Source organism: Gammaproteobacteria bacterium, assembly GCA_011375345.1.
Taxonomy (GTDB): Bacteria; Pseudomonadota; Gammaproteobacteria; order DRLM01; family DRLM01; genus DRLM01.
On the sequence record DRLM01000124.1, the window covers coordinates 15,169 to 32,158 of the forward strand.

Genomic DNA, 16,990 nt, shown 5'->3' on the forward strand with positions numbered 1-16,990 from the left:
GGTTTTGGCGCAGCCCGCGGCATCCCTGGCGGCCCTGGGCCGGGCGCTGATGGCGCAGGCCCGGTGTACCCGCCACCGGCGCCTGCTGGTGCTGGCGGGGGAGGCGGACTGGTGCCGCCGCGCCGCCACCGACGTGCTTCACGCCCTGGCCTCGCCGGCGGTCTTGTGGATTTCTGCCCACGCGCCGGATCAGGCCCTGGCGTTCCCGGCGGGGCAGGCCCGCCAGGCCCTGGGCCGGGAATGGCAGGCGCTGGTTTTCGACGCCCACGACGGTTTCGACCCCGACGCCCTGGGCGCGGTGGGGGGAACGGTGGTCGGGGGCGGTGTGCTGCTGCTGCTCACCCCGCCACTGGCCCACTGGCCCGATTACCCCGATCCCGAAACCGCGCGCATCGCCCCCGCCTTGTTCGCGCCCGCCGCGGTGGGGCGTCGCTTTCTGCACCGCTTTGTCCGCCTGCTGGCGGTGGCGGAGGGGATCGCGGTGGTGGCGCAGGACGGGCCGCTGCCACCCCTCCCACCTGCTTCGGAACCCCTTGCAGCGCCTGCGCCCCAGGGTGCCGGCGACTGCCTCAGCGACGACCAGGCCCGCGCCGTGGCTGCGGTGATGCGGGTGGCCACCGGGCGCCGCCGCCGGCCCGTGGTGCTCAGCGCCGACCGCGGCCGGGGCAAGTCCGCCGCCTTCGGCATTGCCGCCGCCCGCCTTCTGCGCGCGGGCATCAGCCCCATTCTCGTCACCGCGCCCAGGCTGGAGGCCGTGGCGCCGGTTTTCGCCCAGGCCGGGCGGTTGCTGCCCCGCGCCGCGGCGGGCAAGGGCGCCCTGCACTGGGGCGGGGCGCGCCTGGAATTTTGCCCCCCGGATCAATTGCTGCGCCGCGCCGGGTCCGCCCGGCTGGTGCTGGTGGACGAGGCTGCCGCCATCCCCGCACCGGTGCTGCAGGGTTTGCTGGAACGCTATGCCCGCCTCGCCTTCGCCACCACTGTGCACGGCTACGAAGGGACGGGCCGGGGTTTCGCCACCCGTTTCAAACAAGTGCTGGACGCCCGCACGCCGCTCTGGAAGGCCCTGGCCTTGAAGGCGCCCGTGCGCTGGGCGGCGGACGATCCCGTGGAGCGTTTCCTGTTCCGCGCCCTGCTCCTGGATGCCGTCCCCGCGCCCGCTGCCGCCGTGGCCGCGGCCCGGCCGGAACACTGCGCGCTGGAGTTGCTGGACCGCGACGCCCTGGCGGCGGACGAAGCGCTGCTGCGAGAGCTGTTCGGCTTGCTGGTGCAGGCCCATTACCGCACCCGCCCTTATGATTTGCGCTACCTGCTGGATGGCCCCAATATCCGCGTGTACGCTGCGCGCTGTCGCGGCCACGTGGTGGCCACTGCCCTGGTGGCCACGGAAGGGGGTTTTGATGCCGCCGCGGCGCGGGCCATCTGGGCCAACCGCAGCCGGCCCCACGGCCACCTGCTCCCGGAGACCCTGGCCGCCCATCTGGGTTTGCAGGCAGCGCCTTTGTTGCGCGCTGACCGCATCATGCGCATCGCCGTGCATCCTGCCGTGCAGGGCCGGGGCATCGGCACCGCGCTGGCGCAACGGGTGGCGGCGGCGGCGCGCCGGGCCGGGCGCGACTACCTGGGCAGCAGCTTTGGCGCCACGGCGGAACTCATGGCCTTTTGGGAACGGCTGGGCTGCCGCCCCGTGCGCGTCAGCCACAAGCGCGGCGCTGCCAGCGGCGCCCATGCCGTGGTGGTGATGCGGGCTTTGTCCGATGCGGGGTGCGCGCTGTACCGGGACGCCCGCCGCCGCTATCTCGACAACCTGCCGTTGCAACTCGCCGACCCGCTGCGGGATCTGGACCCGGCGCTGGCGGCCGCCTGCCTGCGGCGCGAGCGCGGGGAATGGGTCCCGCCTGCCCTGAGCGCCGGCGACTGGTGCGAAGTCGCCGCCGCTGCCGCCGGCCGCCGGCTGCTGGAAGCCTGCCCCGCCCCCGTGCAGCACCTGGCCGCCGCGGCCCTGGCCGATCCCGCTGGCGTGGCGCTGGACGGCGCCGCGCAGCGGGCTGCGCTGCTCAAGCTGATCCAGCATCGCCCCTGGGCCGAGGTCGCCGCTGCCCTGGCCCTGCCCGGCCGGGCCCAGGTCACGGCCTTGTTGCGCCAGGCCCTGCACGCGTGGGTGAGGCGCTACGGTGATGCCGGGGCGCGCCAGGTGTTGGCGGAGTTGGGCGGGTAACCGCCCTTGTTCCGGACATGGCGCCGGCGATCCGGGGCGCTTCCTTGGCAGGGTGTTGAAAAACTCTGTTTTTCAACACCCTGTTATTTATCCTGCAATTTAGATTGCCGGGTTGACAATGTCCTTTTTTGAAGGGGGGTAAAGACTCAGTCGGTGGTGTTGCTGAGCAGTTCCGCCGGCGGCGCGGGAAAGGGTGTTGCTTCGCCCGCCTCGCTGGCGCGTTTTTGCAGGGTTTTGTTGATGACACGGGACGCCGCGGCAAAGCCGAAACAGGCGGTGACGAAGCTGGCGGAACCGTAGCCGTAGCGGCAGTCCAGGGAGATGCCGTGGATGCCGGGTTTGGCGGAAGAGACGCCGCCGTCGGGTCTGGGGTAGACAGGCTGTTGGGTGGAGAAGACGCAGTCCACGCCAAAGTAGCGCTTGGGGTTGGTGGGGAAGCGGTGTCCGCTGCGCAGGCGTTTGCGCACTTTGGCGGCCAGGGGGTCGTTGTAGGTGCGGCTCAGATCAGCCACTTTGATGGCAGTGGGGTCGGTGAGGCCGCCGGCGCCGCCGGTGGTGATGATGGGGATTTTGTTGCGGCGGCAGTGGTGGATCATCGCCGCTTTGAAGCGGATGCTGTCGATGGCGTCGATGACGTAGTCGTACCCGCGCCGGGGGGCGAGATAGTCGCGCACATTGCGCTCGCTGAGAAAGTCGTCAATGGTGTGGCAGCGGCACTCGGGGTTGATGCTCCGGACGCGCCCGGCCAGCACTGCGAATTTCTTCCGGCCCAGGGTCTCGTTCAGGGTGTGCAGCTGGCGGTTGGTGTTGCCCGGCTTGATCACATCGAAGTCGATGAGGGTGAGCTGGCCCACGCCGCTGCGGGCCAGGGCTTCCACGGCCCAGGAACCCACGCCACCGAGGCCGATCACGCACACGTGCAGGCGGGGCAGCAGGGCCGCGGGGGCGGTGCCGTAGAGGCGCTGGATGCCGGCGAAGCGTTGGCGGTAGTCGGTCATGGGCGGGTGGGGACTGGGCGTTGGCGCGCAAGTATAACTGCCCGGGTGGCGCCGGGAAAAGGACCGCTCGTGCCGCCGCTTCAGTTGGCGCTGTAGGGCCAGTCTTCCGCTGCGCTGCGGGGGGCCACTTTCATTTGAAAATAGCGCCGGTCGGCGTCGCGCAGGCGGCGGCTGAGTTCGCGGGCGATGTTCATGTAAATCAGGGCGAATTGTTCCAGATCACGGCGGCGCAGGGCGTCGAGCCGGGCGGCGCTGATTTCCAAAGCGGTGCTCGCACTCACCGCCAGCACCGCGGCGCTGCGCCGCCCCGGCGTGATCAGGCCCATTTCGCCGAAGCACTCGCCCACGCCCAGGTAGCGCAGCAGATAATCCCGGCCCTGCCAGGTTTTCAGCACCGAGACCTTGCCCGATTGCAGCACGAACATGGAGCGGGCGTCCTCGCCTTCGCGAAAAAAGTATTGGCCCTTGGGCCGCGTGACCACGGCGGCGGCCGCCGTGAGATCGTCCAGGGTGGCGGCGCTTACACCGCCGAAGATGGGCATGGCTTGCATGAGGTCGATGCGGGGGTCGGACATGACGGGCCTCCGGGTGCGGTGGGCGTGGGGAGCTATTATGGGCTGGGTGGGCGGTGCTTGTCTTTCTCCTTGCCTGCTGCCGGGGGCCGCCATGCTACCTTGTAGCCAAGCACAGCTTAGTTTACAGGAGTCCTCATATGAGCCAAGACCGATCCCCCCTCGCCGTCATGGCGGCCGGGGTGCCGCCCCGCGCCCGGCCCTCGCTCTACCCCGCGCCTTTTGCCGGTCGCGTGGCGGGCCGGGAAAAGCGCGCCCTGGGCGCCGTGTTCGGCCTTCAGAACTTCGGTGTTAACCTCACCCGTCTGGCGCCGGGGGCCATGTCGGCCCTGCGCCATGCCCACAGCCGCCAGGACGAGTTTGTTTATGTGCTGGAAGGGCGGCCCACCCTGCGCACCGACCAGGGGGATGTGCCGCTGGCACCGGGCATGTGCGCCGGTTTCCGGGCGGGCAGCGGCATCGGCCATCATCTCGTCAACGAAACCGCCGCGGAGGTGTGGTATCTGGAAGTGGGCGACCGCACGCCCGGTGATGAGGCGGTGTACCCCGACGACGATCTCAAAGCCACCGAGGTGAACGGGGTGTGGGTGTTCACCCATAAGGACGGCAGGCCCTACTGAAGGCGCCGCCGTCCGTGGACAAGGCTTTTTACAGCGCCCTGGCCATTGCGCTGACCCTGGTGGCGTTTGCGCCCTATGTGCGTTCCATCTGGCGGGGTGAGACCAAGCCTCATGTGTTTTCCTGGCTCATCTGGGGCGCCACCACCTTCGTGGTGTTTCTGGCGCAACTGGCGGACCGGGGCGGGGCGGGCGCCTGGCCCATTGGGGTGTCGGGCATTATCACGCTGTACGTCGCTTATCTCGCCTATGTGCGACAGGCGGATGCCAGCATCACGCGGGCGGACGGGTGTTTTTTCATCGCTGCCCTGGCGGCCCTGCCGGCGTGGGCCGTGACGGCCGATCCCCTGTGGGCGGTGGTGATCCTGACGGCGGTGGATCTTCTGGGTTTTGCGCCCACTTTCCGCAAAGCCTGGCACCGCCCCCATGACGAACATTTGCCCTTTTTCGTGTTGCTGGCCCTGCGCAATATCGTGGCGATAACGGCGTTGGAGCACTACTCCCTCACCACCGTGTTGTTTCCCGCGGCCCTGGCGCTGGCTTGTGTGCTGTTTGTCGCCATGGTGGCGCAGCGGCGGCGGGTGTTGCGTCGCTGAGCCGCCAACCCCCCGGGGGGGTGCGGCAATTTGTCACATTCCCGCCGTCTGGCGCCGGCCTTATGATGTCGCCCACGATCATTTCGGAGGGTGAATCATGATTTTGCAGCACTGGTTTGCGGTGGCCGTGGCCGTGGGGGCGCTGCTGGGGCCGGCTTGGGCGGTGGCGGGCTGTGGCAGCGCCAATTGTTTTCTGGTGACCGGCACCCAGGAGGGACTGGCCGGGGTGGGGCAGATGACCTTTGATCTGTCTTACCGCTGGATTCCCATGGACCAGCCCCAGCGCGGCAGTGCAGAGACTTCACAGGCGCTGGCCCCGGCGGTGAATTTCGACACGGGCGAAATTGAAGAGGACCACCACCGCGAGCTGCGCACCAACAATGAACTGGTGCAACTGGACGTGAACTACGGCTTCAGTGAGCGTTGGGGGATGGCGCTGGTGTTGCCCTTGATCAACAACCGCCGCCACGAACACGTGGACATCCACCACGAACCCGGGGACGCCGAAGAGGAAAGCTTCAGTTCCCAGGAATACAGCGGCTTTGGCGATGTGCGCCTGCTGGGGAAATACGCCTTTGCCCGGACCACCCGCCATGTATTCGTGGGCGGCCTGGGTGTCAAAGCGCCCACCGGCGACTACAAGCTGCGCAACAACGCCGGGGGCGTGATCAATGAACCCACGGTGATGCCCGGCACGGGGTCGTGGGACGGTCTGTTGTCCGCCTACTATGCTTATCAAATCCGCCCCCGCCGCTGGGACTGGTTTGTGTCCGGTTCTTATCAGCACACCACGGAGAACGATCTCGGCTATCGCTTTGGCAGCACCACTTTGCTCAACACCGGTTTCAATTACCGGTTCCAGCTTCAACAGCGCCACTACAGCGCCGGTTTGCAGCTCAATCTGCGCCATGCGCCGCGGGATGTGTTCCGCGGCCGGGATGTCTCCAGCACAGGAGGCACGTGGGTCCATCTCACCCCGGGCCTGCGCGTGCAAGCGGGTGCGCGCACCCGCCTCTACGTCCATCTGCAACTGCCTGTGCACCAGCAGGTGAACGACAGCAACATTGTGTCCCGCTACGGTCTTGTGTTGGGTGTCTCCCACAGTATCTGATCGTGAAAAGAGTCGCTGAATCAGTCGTCCGGTGGCCGTGCCGGTGGTGGCTTTTACTGGTGCTGGTGCCGCTCACGGCCATGTCCGGCCGCCCCCTGGAGGGCCGGCCGGCGGCGGATTTCAGCCTGCCTGCATTGGCTGGTCAGAATTTGCGCTTGCAGGCGTATCAAGGGCAAGACGTGTTGTTGCATTTCTGGGCCAGCTGGTGCAAACCCTGCGTAAAAGAAATGCCGCAAATCGAGGCGGCTCACCGTGCCTTGAAGGCAAAGGGCCTGGCGGTGATTGCGGTGAACGTGGGTGAAGAACGTGAGACGGTCGCCCGCTTCGCCGATGCACACGGTTTTACCTTTCCCATTGCATTGGACAAAAACTGGGACGTGGCCTCCCGGTACCGTATCATCGGCCTGCCCGTGAGCGTGTTCATCGGGCGTGATGGGCGCGTCAGAGAAATCGTGCAGGGCGGGCGTTTGACCCGTGAGAACATCGAAGCGCGTTTGAACTATCAGTAGAGGATGTTGAAAAAGGTCTTCCCGGCCTCTTTCAACGCCGGCCGGCGCCAATGGCGGCACCCCGTTGTGGCGCTAAATCAACGCGTTGTCTGAGCTTGCGCGCCGTAGTGCTGTTGATACGTGCGGATGCCCGCCGCCTCGGCCGCGCAGCCCTGTTGGTCCAGCCGGGTCAGAATCTCATTCAAGGAAACAATGCTGAACACCGGCACGCCATGCCGTTGTTCCACTTCCTGTATGGCCGACAAACCGCCTTGTCCGCGTTCCTGCCGGTCCAGCGCGATGATGACGCCCGCGGGCACCGCCCCGGCGGCTTTGATGATGGCGATGGACTCGCGCACCGAGGTGCCGGCGGAAATGACATCGTCAATGATCAACACCCGGCCCTGCAACGGTGCGCCCACGGTGGTGCCGCCTTCGCCGTGGTTTTTGGCTTCCTTGCGGTTGAAGGCATAGGGGATGTCGCGGCCGTGTTGGTCCGCCAGCGCGATGACCGTGCTCACGGCCAGGGGAATGCCCTTGTAGGCCGGGCCGAACAGCATGTCGAATTCGAGTTTGGACGCCTGGATGGCCTGGGCGTAAAACCGCCCCAGCCGGGCGACGCTGGCGCCGGAGTCAAACAGGCCGGTGTTGAAAAAATAAGGGCTGATGCGGCCGGATTTCAGTCTGAATTTGCCAAAGCGCAGGACGTTCGTTTCAATGGCGAAGTCGATGAAGGCTTGTTGATATTCGTGCATGGGCGCCATTGTAGCCGCGCGCGTGGGGATAAGGAAATGTTGCCGGGCGTGAAACCGTCAAGCACGCCAAGGTGATGTACCGTGCCTCTTTGTCTGCTCAGCACCATTCGCGGTCAAAACTCCCCGTTTCAGTTAAACTTCGCCCCCATGAAAATCATCACCGTCAATGTCAATGGCATCCGCGCCGCGGCGCGCAAGGGGTTTTTCCACTGGCTGGAAAAGCAAAACGCCGATGTGGTGTGCTTGCAGGAAATCAAGGCCCAGGTGCATCAGCTGGACGAGACCGTGCTCAGCCCCAAGGGCTACCACGGTTATTTTCACGATGCGGAAAAGAAGGGTTACAGCGGTGTGGCCGTGTACACCCGCCACAAACCTAAAAAGGTGATTTACGGCCTGGGCTGGCCCGACATGGACGCCGAGGGGCGTTACCTGCAGGTGGATATCGGTTCGCTGAGCATCGTGTCGCTGTACCTGCCGTCCGGTTCCAGCAGCGAGGAACGCCAGGCGGTGAAGTTTGATTTCATGGAACGGTTCATGCCCGTGCTGCGCAAAATCCGCCGCAGCCGGCGCGATTATATTTTGTGCGGCGACTGGAACATCGCCCACAAGAACATCGATCTCAAGAACTGGCGCGGCAACCAGAAAAACTCCGGCTTTTTGCCCGAGGAGCGGGCCTGGCTGGATACCCTGTTCGACGAGGTGGGGCTGGTGGACGCCTTCCGCGTCGTCAACCCGGAGCCGGAACACTACACGTGGTGGTCGAACCGCGGCCGCGCCTGGGAGAAGAACGTGGGCTGGCGCATTGACTACCAGATTGTCAGCCCCCGGCTGCGCGACAAGATCCGTGCCGCCTCTATTTATAAGGAAGAACGCTTCTCCGATCATGCGCCGCTGACTATGGAATACGAGTTGTAGATCATGGGATTCAACAGGGTATAATTTGTTGAAATATTCAACAATAGAGGTGCCCTATGGCCACGGTGAATTTCAGTGTGCCCGATGAAGTAAAAGAAGCGTTTAACAAAGCCTTTGCCGGGGAAAACAAAAGCGCGGTATTGGCGCGCTTGATGCGGCAGGCCGTCGAGGAGCGCGAACGTCAGCGCCGGCGCCAGGCTGCGGTGGCGAGCCTGTTAAAGCTGAGACGCCGCGCCAGACCGGTCAGCGAGAGGGAGGTGGCGCGGGCCCGGCGCGCGGGGCGGCCGTGATCGCGGTCATCGACACCAGTGTGGCCGTGAAATGGATATTTCCTGATCCCAAGCGGGAGCCCGGGGTCGGGCATGCGCTGACGCTGTTGCAGGCGGTGGCGGACGGGGAGGTTGAGCCTTTGCAACCGCCCCATTGGCTGGCGGAAGTGGCAGCGGTGGTGACACGCCTGGACGCCGGGCTGGCCGGGGAAGCGCTGGACTTGCTCCACGCCATGGAGTTGCCAACAGCGGAGGATGTCGAGGTGTATCAGCGGGCGGCGGCCATCGCGGCGGAGCTGGATCACCACGTATTCGACACGCTGTATCACGCTGTTGCTTTGGAACGTGGAGCCACCTTGGTGAGTGCCGACAGGCGTTATGTGAGGAAGGCGACGTCGCTGGGCCGGGTCGTTCCACTGGAAAGCTGGGAGACCGTGTGTGTTTAGATGAGGGCTGGTACAGGGGTGGTATTCCGCTGTCCGCTCGCCCCCGGCTGTCGCCGTTGCAGGCCGTCGGGCGTGCTTTTGGTTTTCGGCAGAACTTGCCCAAACGCCTCCGGTAGGCGAAAATTACCCGCTCATCTGCCCCGGGTTATTCCTGATGGCATCGTTATTGTTATATAACATATTGAAGATAAAGAGCTTTAGTGTGCTGGAGCCAGTCGCCTGAAATTGGGGGGCATAACCGAATTCATCCGCGCCACGACCGGTCCCGCTCGTGGCGCCGCCGTTTTTACTGATTTCGTAACCTTAGAATCATTAACTTTGCCACTTTGAGGAGATATCTATGCCCACGCGTAGAGAGCTAGCCAATGCCATCCGCGCCCTGTCCATGGACGCGGTGCAAAAAGCCAAGTCCGGCCATCCCGGCGCCCCCATGGGGATGGCGGACATCGCCGAGGTGTTGTGGAATGATTTTCTGCGCCACAACCCCGCCAATCCCCACTGGGCCAATCGCGACCGTTTCGTGCTGTCCAACGGTCACGGCTCCATGCTCATTTATTCCCTGCTGCACCTGAGCGGTTACGATCTCAGCATCGACGATCTGAAGAATTTCCGGCAACTGCACTCGAAAACCCCCGGCCATCCCGAATACGGCTACACCCCGGGCGTGGAAACCACCACCGGACCGCTGGGCCAGGGCATCACCAACGCCGTGGGCATGGCCCTGGCGGAGAAAGTGCTGGGCGGCCAGTTCAACCGCGATGGCCACCATATCGTCGATCACTACACCTATGTGTTTCTGGGCGACGGCTGCCTGATGGAGGGGGTGTCCCACGAGGCCTGTTCCCTGGCGGGCACCTGGGGGCTGGGCAAGCTGGTGGCGTTTTGGGATGACAACGGCATTTCCATTGACGGCCATGTGGACGGCTGGTTCACCGACGACACGCCCAAGCGCTTCGAGGCCTACGGCTGGCACGTGGTGCGGGATGTGGACGGTCACGATCCTGAGGCAGTGAAGCAGGCCATCTTGGAAGCCCGCGCCGTCAACGACAAGCCCAGCCTGATCTGCACCAAGACCGTGATCGGCTTCGGCGCGCCCAATATGTGCGGCAGCCACGATTGCCACGGCTCGCCCCTGGGCGAGGAGGAAATCCAGGCGACCCGCGAAAACATCGGCTGGTCCCATCCCCCGTTCGTGATTCCCGATGAGATCTACGCCGGGTGGAACGCCCGCGACAAGGGCGCCAGCGCTGAAGCGGCGTGGAACGAGAAGTTTGCCCAATACCGCGCCGCCTACCCCGAACTGGCCGCCGAATTCGAACGCCGGGTGCAGGGCGTGCTGCCCGCCGGGTGGGCCGCCGGTTCTGAAGCCTTCATCAAGGAGGTGGCCGCCAAGGGCGACAAGCTGGCCACCCGCAAGGCGTCCCAGGCGGCGCTCAACGGCTTCGGCCCCCTGTTGCCGGAATTTCTGGGCGGCTCCGCCGATCTGACCGGCTCCAACAACACCGATTGGAAGGGCTCGGTGTCCATCACCAACACGGTGTCCGACGGCAACTACATTCACTACGGGGTGCGCGAGTTCGGCATGAGCGCCATCATGAACGGCATGGCCCTGCACGGCGGCTTTATCCCTTATGGCGGCACCTTCCTGGTGTTTTCCGACTATGCCCGCAATGGCGTGCGCATGTCCGCCCTGATGAGGCAGCGGGTGATTTACGTGTTCACCCACGATTCCATCGGCCTGGGCGAAGACGGGCCCACCCACCAGCCGGTGGAGCACGTCTCCAGTTTGCGCCTGATTCCCAATCTGCACGTGTGGCGGCCCTGTGACGGCGTTGAAACGGCGGTGGCCTGGAAGTCAGCCATCGAGCGTGCAGACGGCCCGGCGGTGCTGGCCCTCACCCGCCAGAACCTGGCGCCCCAGGTGCGCAGCGATGAGCAAATCGCCAACATCGCCCGCGGCGGTTATGTACTGAAAGACTGCTCCGGCACTCCCCAGGCCATCATCATGGCCACCGGTTCCGAAGTGGAACTGGCCGTGGCCGCGGCTGACCAGCTGGCCAGCCAGGGCAGGAATGTGCGTGTGGTGTCCATGCCCTGCGTGGAATTGTTTGCCGCCCAGGACGCGGCCTATCGTGAATCGGTACTGCCGGCGGCCGTGACCGCCCGCGTGGCCGTGGAGGCCGGTGTGAGCAATTACTGGTACCAGTACGTGGGCAGCCAGGGCCGGGTCGTGGGCATTGACCGTTTCGGCGAGTCCGCGCCTGCCGCTGCACTGTTCGAAGAGTTTGGCTTTACCGTGGACAACGTCGTCGCCCAGGTGAACGGTGTCCTGTAAGCCCGGTTTTCATTCGACCTGTTGAGGAGACATAACGACATGACTATCAAAGTCGGTATCAACGGCTTCGGCCGTATCGGGCGCATGGCTTTGCGCGCCATTGTGGGAGAGCCGGAGTTCAATCAAATCGAAGTGGTGGGGATCAACGATTTGCTGGAGCCGGGATACCTGGCCTATCTGCTGAAACGCGATTCTGTGCACGGCACTTTCAAGGGCGAGATCGCCGTTGAAGGCAACTCCCTGATGGTGAACGGCAGGCAGATCCGTCTCAGCGCCGAGCGCGATCCGGCCGACTTGAAATGGAATGAAGTGGGTGCCGATCTGGTGATTGAGTCCACCGGCCTGTTTCTCACCGGCGAGACCTGCCAGAAACACCTGGACGCCGGCGCCGGCAAAGTGGTGCAAAGCGCCCCCTCCAAAGACGCCACGCCCATGTTTGTCTACGGCGTGAACCACGGCAGCTACGACGGACAGGCCATCGTGTCCGCCGCCTCCTGTACCACCAACTGCCTGGCTCCGGTGGCCAAGGTGTTGAACGACCGGTTCGGCATCAAGCGTGGCCTGATGTCCACCGTGCACGCCGCCACCGCCACCCAGAAAACGGTGGACGGCCCTTCCGCCAAGGACTGGCGCGGTGGCCGCGGCATTCTGGAAAACATCATTCCCTCCTCCACCGGCGCCGCCAAGGCCGTGGGCAAGGTGCTGCCCGAGTTGAACGGCAAGCTCACCGGCATGGCCTTCCGCGTGCCCACTTCCGATGTGTCCGTGGTGGATCTCACCGTGGAGCTGGACAAGGGCGCCAGCTACGATGCCATCTGCGCCGCCATGAAGGCCGCGTCCGAAGGCGAGCTGCAGGGCGTGTTGGGCTACACCGAAGACAAGGTGGTGTCCACCGATTTCCGGGGTGTGGCGCTGCCCTCCATCTTCGATGCCACGGCCGGGATCGCCCTGGACGACACGTTCATCAAGGTGGTGTCCTGGTACGACAACGAGTACGGCTACACCTGCAATATGCTGCGCATGGTGAAGCACGTCGCCGGCTGAGAAGTTTGCGCAACGCGGGGCGGACGCAGGTCCGCCCCGCGCTCTTTTGGGGAGGGGTTGCAGCACCTGTTGAGGCAGTGGTGCCGGGTGGTGTAACTATTCAGCCTGCTTTGTGGCTTGTTCCCCCTTTTTCAAAGGGGGCTAAGAGCGAAAACCGCCAGGCGGGCTCAATAGTTGCATTGTTGTTTAAGGAGCAAACCATGTCCGTGATCAAAATGAGCGACCTTGATCTGGCCGGCAAGCGCGTGTTGATCCGCCAGGATTTGAACGTGCCCTTGAAAAACGGCGCTGTGGGCGACGACACCCGGATTCGTGCCAGTCTGCCCACCGTCCAGGCGGCGCTTCAAGCCGGTGCGGCCGTCATGTTGATGTCCCACCTGGGCCGGCCGCAAGAGGGTGAGTACGACGCCGCTGCCTCCCTGGCGCCGGTGGCGGTCCGGTTGTCAGAGCTGTTGGGCAAAACGGTGCCCGTGGTCAAAGACTATCTGGGCCGGAATCTGAATGTGGCCGCGGGCGACGTGGTCCTGCTGGAGAACGTCCGGTTCAACAAGGGCGAAAAGAACAACGACGACGAGCTGGCCAGACAGTACGCGGCGCTGTGCGACGTGTACGTGATGGATGCCTTCGGCACCGCCCACCGCGCCCAGGCCTCCACCCACGGCGTGGCCAGATTCGCGCCCGTCGCCTGCGCGGGGCCTTTGTTGGCGGCAGAGCTGGATGCCCTGGGCAGGGCCCTGGACAATCCCGCCCGGCCCCTGGTGGCCATTGTGGGCGGTTCCAAGGTGTCCACCAAGCTGACCGTGCTGGAATCGTTGTCCCAGAAGGTGGACCAGCTCATCGTCGGCGGCGGCATTGCCAACACGTTTATCGCGGCGGCGGGTCACAATGTGGGCAGGTCCCTGTATGAAAAAGACCTGGTTCCCGAGGCTCAAAAACTCACGGCGCAGGCCCGCAGTCGCGGCGGTGACATCCCCGTGCCGGTGGACGTGGTGTGTGGCAAGGAATTTTCCGAAACCGCGGCAGCGGAGCTGAAACCGGTGAGCGCGGTGGCGGATGACGACATGATTTTCGATGTGGGGCCCGAGACGTCCAAACAGTTCGCGGAAATTATCAAAAGCGCCGGCACCATTGTGTGGAACGGCCCGGTGGGTGTGTTTGAGTTCGACCAGTTCGGTGCGGGCACCAGGGCCCTGGCCCAGGCCATAGCCGGGAGCCCGGCGTTTTCCATTGCCGGCGGTGGCGATACCCTGGCGGCGGTGGCCAAGTACGGCATTGCCGACAAGGTGTCTTATATCTCCACCGGCGGCGGCGCCTTTTTGGAGTTTCTGGAAGGAAAGAAGCTGCCCGCGGTGGCCATCCTCGAGGAGCGGGCCGGTTAGGCGGGCCGCTGCGCCCTGGCCGACACTCGAATTTCGGAACGGAACATTATGCTGAGAAGAACCAAAATCGTTGCCACCTTGGGGCCGGCCACTGATGATGCCCAGGCCCTGGATGGCATCATCGAAGCCGGTGTGGATGTGGTGCGCGTCAATTTTTCCCACGGCCACCATGACGATCACCGCCGGCGGGTGGAAACGGTGCGGGGGCGGGCGCGGGCCCATGGCCGGCAGGTGGGGGTGTTGTGCGACCTGCAGGGTCCCAAAATCCGCATTGACCGTTTCAAAGGGGGGCGCATCACCCTGAAAGAAGGCGACCGCTTTGTGCTGGACGGCAGTTGGCCGGCCGATGAGGGCAACCAGGAACGCGTGGGCCTGACCTACAAGGAGCTGCCCAACGACGTGAAGCGGGGTGACACCCTGCTGCTGGACGACGGCCGCATTGTGCTGTGGGTGGAGCAGGTCGCCGGCTCCGAGGTGGAGTGCCGGGTGGTGGTCGGTGGCGTGCTGTCCAACAACAAGGGCATCAACCGCCAGGGCGGTGGCCTGTCGGCCTCGGCGCTTACCGACAAGGACCGGGCCGATATCAAGGTGGCCGCGGAACTGGCCGCCGATTACGTGGCCATCTCTTTTCCCCGCTGCGCGGCCGATGTGGATCTGGCCCGCGGGCTGCTCCGGGAGGCGGGCGGCCATGGTGGCATCGTGTCCAAGATCGAACGGGCCGAGGCCATGGAATGCCTGGACGAAATCCTGGCGGCCTCCGATGCGGTGATGATCGCTCGGGGCGACCTGGGGGTGGAGATCGGCGACGCGGAACTGCCCGCCGCGCAAAAGCGCATCATCCGCATGGCGCGCAGTATGGACCGGGTGGTGATTACCGCCACCCAGATGATGGAATCCATGATCGAAAATCCCATTCCCACCCGGGCGGAGGTGTTCGACGTGGCCAACGCCGTGCTGGACGGTACCGACGCAGTGATGCTGTCGGCGGAGACGGCGGCGGGCAAATACCCCGCCAAGGCAGTGGCGGCCATGGACCGGGTGTGCCGCGAGGCGGAGAAGCAGCCCATCGTGACCACCTCCGATCATCGCATCAACACCGTGTTTCAGCGGGTGGACGAGGCCATCGCCATGGCCGCCATGTATACCGCCAACCATCTGGGTGTCAAGGCCATTGCCGCCCTGACCGAGTCCGGTTCCACGCCCCAGTGGATGTCCCGTATCAGCTCCAGCATTCCCATCTACGCCTTGACGCCTCATGTGGAGACGCGTAGAAAAGTAACCCTTTACCGCGGTGTGTATCCCGTGGCCTTCAATGTGGACAGCACCGACCACGCCTACGTGAACAAAGAAGCCATCGATGAACTGGTGCGCCGCGGCGCGGTGCGGGACGGTGACCTGGTCATCATCACCAAGGGTGATTTGCTGGGCGAGCACGGCGGCACCAACGCCATGAAGGTGGTGCGTGTGGGCAGCATGGTGATGTCGCAGCTGTGAGTCCGGGGCAGCGTGCTGCCACTGCCACAGCCGAATTCAAAACAGTAACCAAATCAGAGAGTAGAGGAGAGTCACATGGCTTTGATTACCTTGCGCCAGCTTTTGGACTACGCGGCGGAGAATGACTTCGGCCTGCCCGCCTTCAACGTCAACAATATGGAGCAGGTGCATGCCATCATGCAGGCCGCGGCTGCGGTGGATTCGCCGGTCATCATGCAGGGTTCGGCAGGCGCCCGGTCCTACGCCGGCGAGCCTTTCCTGCGGCACTTGATCGCCGCCGCCATTGAGCAGTATCCCCACATTCCCGTCTGCATGCACCAGGATCACGGTTCCGAGCCGGGCGTGTGTCTGCGCTCCATCCAGTCCGGTTTCAGCTCCGTGATGATGGACGGTTCCCTGATGCCGGACATGAAAACGCCGTCCAGCTACGAGTACAACGTTGAGGTGACCCGGAAAGTGGTGGAGATGGCCCACGCCGGCGGTGTGTCCGTGGAAGGTGAGCTGGGCTGCCTGGGCTCCCTGGAGACCGGCATGATGGGTGAGGAAGACGGCCACGGCGCCGAGGGCGCGCTGGATCATTCCCAGCTTCTGACTGACCCTGAGGAAGCGGCCGATTTTGTCAAAAAAACCGGCGTGGACGCTCTGGCCATCGCCATCGGCACCTCCCACGGCGCCTACAAATTCTCCCAGAAGCCCACGGGCAAGATTCTGCGCATCGACCGGGTGAAGGAAATCCACGAGCGCATTCCTTCCGTGCATCTGGTCATGCACGGCTCTTCCTCGGTGCCCCAGGACTGGCTGGAAATCATCAACAACTACGGTGGCGACATGGGCCAGACTTACGGTGTGCCCGTGGAAGAAATTGTGGAAGGCATCAAAAACGGCGTGCGCAAGGTCAATATCGACACCGATTTGCGCATGGCCTCCACCGGCGCCGTGCGCAAGCATCTGCACGACAATCCGGCCAATTTCGACCCGCGTAAATTCCTGAAGGAATCCACCAAGGCCATGATGGAAATATGCAAGGCCCGCTATGAAGTCTTCGGCTCCGCCGGCCATGCTTCCAGGATCAAGGCCATGTCGCTGGAGACCATGCACAAGCGTTACGCGGCGGGGGAGTTGGCGCCCAAGGTGAACTAGGCTTTTCTCGCGCCATGGTTTCGCCGTGCAGCACGTAACAAGGCGGGGGTATCCCCGCCTTGGTGCGTTTGCCCGCTAAATTATCGCCGTTTTCATCCGATATTCCGGGTACCTCCTCTGTATTGTGGTCGGACGGGCAGGGGGAAACCCCCGTGCTCCCGCCTGCTGTAGAGGTCGCCAAGGAGCCAGGATGACGGTCCCACAGGAACAAGCCACAATGGTGGCGCTTTCCCCCGGGGAAGGGGATTTCTACGCTTTCCATCTGGCGCAACTGAACCAGTCCAACCCGGTGCGTCTTGCCGCCGACGTGTTTAATCACAAGGGGGTGATGCTGGCGCCCAAGGGCACGGCGCTGGACAAAGCGGCGGCCGACAAGCTGCTCAGCCATCAACTTGCCCGGCCGCTGGAACAAACGGTGGACGTGGCGGGTGTGCTGGACAATGCCGAGCTGTATGCGGAGACCCGCACCATCCTCCGGCGTTATCCCGATTTATATCAATTGCACATTGCCCTGCGTTTTGAGAGCGATCTCAAGGCAACGCTCATCGACATGGACATCCACCCCTGGGTGTTGCAGCAACTGACCGTTCTCAAACAGTGTCTGCCGCAGTGGTTC

At 64.3% G+C, this 16,990-nt stretch carries 17 protein-coding genes; 14 read left to right on the top strand and 3 right to left on the bottom strand.

Features of this window, described 5'->3' with window-relative positions; translation table 11 throughout:
• The first annotated feature begins 4 nt into the window (after positions 1-4).
• The gene (locus ENJ19_09480; GenBank protein HHM05954.1) at positions 5-2,215 is read left to right on the top strand and encodes a tRNA(Met) cytidine acetyltransferase; all 2,211 of its coding nucleotides are present in this window, start codon (positions 5-7) and stop codon (positions 2,213-2,215) included.
• 146 nt (positions 2,216-2,361) lie between these two features.
• On the opposite strand, the gene tcdA is transcribed toward ENJ19_09480, so the two are convergent.
• Positions 2,362-3,213, bottom strand: a complete 852-nt coding sequence (tcdA, locus tag ENJ19_09485; GenBank protein HHM05955.1) for a tRNA cyclic N6-threonylcarbamoyladenosine(37) synthase TcdA — start codon at positions 3,211-3,213, stop codon at positions 2,362-2,364.
• An 80-nt stretch (positions 3,214-3,293) separates the two neighbouring features.
• A complete protein-coding gene (locus ENJ19_09490; GenBank protein HHM05956.1) occupies positions 3,294-3,788 on the bottom strand; it encodes a cyclic nucleotide-binding domain-containing protein in 495 nt (164 codons plus the stop codon).
• A 137-nt stretch (positions 3,789-3,925) separates the two neighbouring features.
• Between ENJ19_09490 and ENJ19_09495 the strand changes: the two genes are divergently transcribed.
• The 4 genes from ENJ19_09495 (at position 3,926) to ENJ19_09510 (ending at position 6,618) form a co-directional block, all read left to right on the top strand.
• Complete coding sequence (locus ENJ19_09495; GenBank protein HHM05957.1) at positions 3,926-4,405, top strand: cupin domain-containing protein; 480 nt, start codon at positions 3,926-3,928, stop codon at positions 4,403-4,405.
• A 14-nt stretch (positions 4,406-4,419) separates the two neighbouring features.
• Positions 4,420-4,998, top strand: coding sequence for a hypothetical protein (locus ENJ19_09500; protein ID HHM05958.1), 579 nt, complete (start codon positions 4,420-4,422; stop codon positions 4,996-4,998).
• A gap of 97 nt (positions 4,999-5,095) precedes the next feature.
• On the top strand, positions 5,096-6,109 hold the full coding sequence (locus ENJ19_09505) for a hypothetical protein (GenBank protein ID HHM05959.1): 1,014 nt from the start codon (positions 5,096-5,098) through the stop codon (positions 6,107-6,109).
• A 59-nt stretch (positions 6,110-6,168) separates the two neighbouring features.
• The gene (locus ENJ19_09510) at positions 6,169-6,618 is read left to right on the top strand and encodes a redoxin domain-containing protein (protein ID HHM05960.1); all 450 of its coding nucleotides are present in this window, start codon (positions 6,169-6,171) and stop codon (positions 6,616-6,618) included.
• 77 nt (positions 6,619-6,695) lie between these two features.
• Here the strand turns inward: ENJ19_09510 and ENJ19_09515 are convergent, their stop codons facing one another.
• Positions 6,696-7,352: an orotate phosphoribosyltransferase gene (locus ENJ19_09515; protein HHM05961.1), complete on the bottom strand. Its 657-nt coding sequence runs from the start codon at positions 7,350-7,352 to the stop codon at positions 6,696-6,698.
• Between the two features lie 147 nt (positions 7,353-7,499).
• On the opposite strand from ENJ19_09515, the gene xth reads away from it, so the two are divergent.
• From xth to ENJ19_09560, 9 genes are all read left to right on the top strand, one after another.
• A complete protein-coding gene (xth, locus tag ENJ19_09520; GenBank protein HHM05962.1) occupies positions 7,500-8,267 on the top strand; it encodes an exodeoxyribonuclease III in 768 nt (255 codons plus the stop codon).
• Between the two features lie 56 nt (positions 8,268-8,323).
• On the top strand, positions 8,324-8,557 hold the full coding sequence (locus tag ENJ19_09525; protein ID HHM05963.1) for a hypothetical protein: 234 nt from the start codon (positions 8,324-8,326) through the stop codon (positions 8,555-8,557).
• Positions 8,554-8,982 (top strand): PIN domain-containing protein, encoded by a 429-nt coding sequence (locus ENJ19_09530; protein ID HHM05964.1) that lies wholly within the window; start codon positions 8,554-8,556, stop codon positions 8,980-8,982. Before ENJ19_09525 ends, ENJ19_09530 begins: the two co-directional genes overlap by 4 nt.
• Positions 8,983-9,322: 340 nt before the next feature.
• Entirely contained in the window at positions 9,323-11,317 is a 1,995-nt protein-coding gene (gene tkt, locus ENJ19_09535) for a transketolase (protein ID HHM05965.1), read from the top strand.
• Between the two features lie 39 nt (positions 11,318-11,356).
• The gene (gap, locus tag ENJ19_09540) at positions 11,357-12,361 is read left to right on the top strand and encodes a type I glyceraldehyde-3-phosphate dehydrogenase (protein HHM05966.1); all 1,005 of its coding nucleotides are present in this window, start codon (positions 11,357-11,359) and stop codon (positions 12,359-12,361) included.
• Between the two features lie 200 nt (positions 12,362-12,561).
• Positions 12,562-13,740, top strand: a complete 1,179-nt coding sequence (locus tag ENJ19_09545) for a phosphoglycerate kinase (protein ID HHM05967.1) — start codon at positions 12,562-12,564, stop codon at positions 13,738-13,740.
• 48 nt (positions 13,741-13,788) lie between these two features.
• The gene (gene pyk, locus ENJ19_09550; protein ID HHM05968.1) at positions 13,789-15,234 is read left to right on the top strand and encodes a pyruvate kinase; all 1,446 of its coding nucleotides are present in this window, start codon (positions 13,789-13,791) and stop codon (positions 15,232-15,234) included.
• A 75-nt stretch (positions 15,235-15,309) separates the two neighbouring features.
• Entirely contained in the window at positions 15,310-16,374 is a 1,065-nt protein-coding gene (locus ENJ19_09555) for a fructose-bisphosphate aldolase class II (protein HHM05969.1), read from the top strand.
• A gap of 190 nt (positions 16,375-16,564) precedes the next feature.
• Positions 16,565-16,990 (top strand): hypothetical protein (locus ENJ19_09560; GenBank protein ID HHM05970.1); only part of this gene is annotated, 426 nt, incomplete at its 3' end.

Bases quoted from the DNA above. Each gene is read 5' to 3' on its own strand.
- tcdA (HHM05955.1), bottom strand. From the start codon at position 3,213: ATGACCGACTACCGCCAACGCTTCGCCGGCATCCAGCGCCTCTACGGC.
- ENJ19_09490 (HHM05956.1), bottom strand. From the start codon at position 3,788: ATGTCCGACCCCCGCATCGACCTCATGCAAGCCATGCCCATCTTCGGC.
- ENJ19_09495 (HHM05957.1), top strand. From the start codon at position 3,926: ATGAGCCAAGACCGATCCCCCCTCGCCGTCATGGCGGCCGGGGTGCCG.
- ENJ19_09505 (HHM05959.1), top strand. From the start codon at position 5,096: ATGATTTTGCAGCACTGGTTTGCGGTGGCCGTGGCCGTGGGGGCGCTG.
- ENJ19_09515 (HHM05961.1), bottom strand. From the start codon at position 7,352: ATGCACGAATATCAACAAGCCTTCATCGACTTCGCCATTGAAACGAAC.
- xth (HHM05962.1), top strand. From the start codon at position 7,500: ATGAAAATCATCACCGTCAATGTCAATGGCATCCGCGCCGCGGCGCGC.
- ENJ19_09525 (HHM05963.1), top strand. From the start codon at position 8,324: ATGGCCACGGTGAATTTCAGTGTGCCCGATGAAGTAAAAGAAGCGTTT.
- tkt (HHM05965.1), top strand. From the start codon at position 9,323: ATGCCCACGCGTAGAGAGCTAGCCAATGCCATCCGCGCCCTGTCCATG.
- gap (HHM05966.1), top strand. From the start codon at position 11,357: ATGACTATCAAAGTCGGTATCAACGGCTTCGGCCGTATCGGGCGCATG.
- ENJ19_09545 (HHM05967.1), top strand. From the start codon at position 12,562: ATGTCCGTGATCAAAATGAGCGACCTTGATCTGGCCGGCAAGCGCGTG.
- pyk (HHM05968.1), top strand. From the start codon at position 13,789: ATGCTGAGAAGAACCAAAATCGTTGCCACCTTGGGGCCGGCCACTGAT.
- ENJ19_09555 (HHM05969.1), top strand. From the start codon at position 15,310: ATGGCTTTGATTACCTTGCGCCAGCTTTTGGACTACGCGGCGGAGAAT.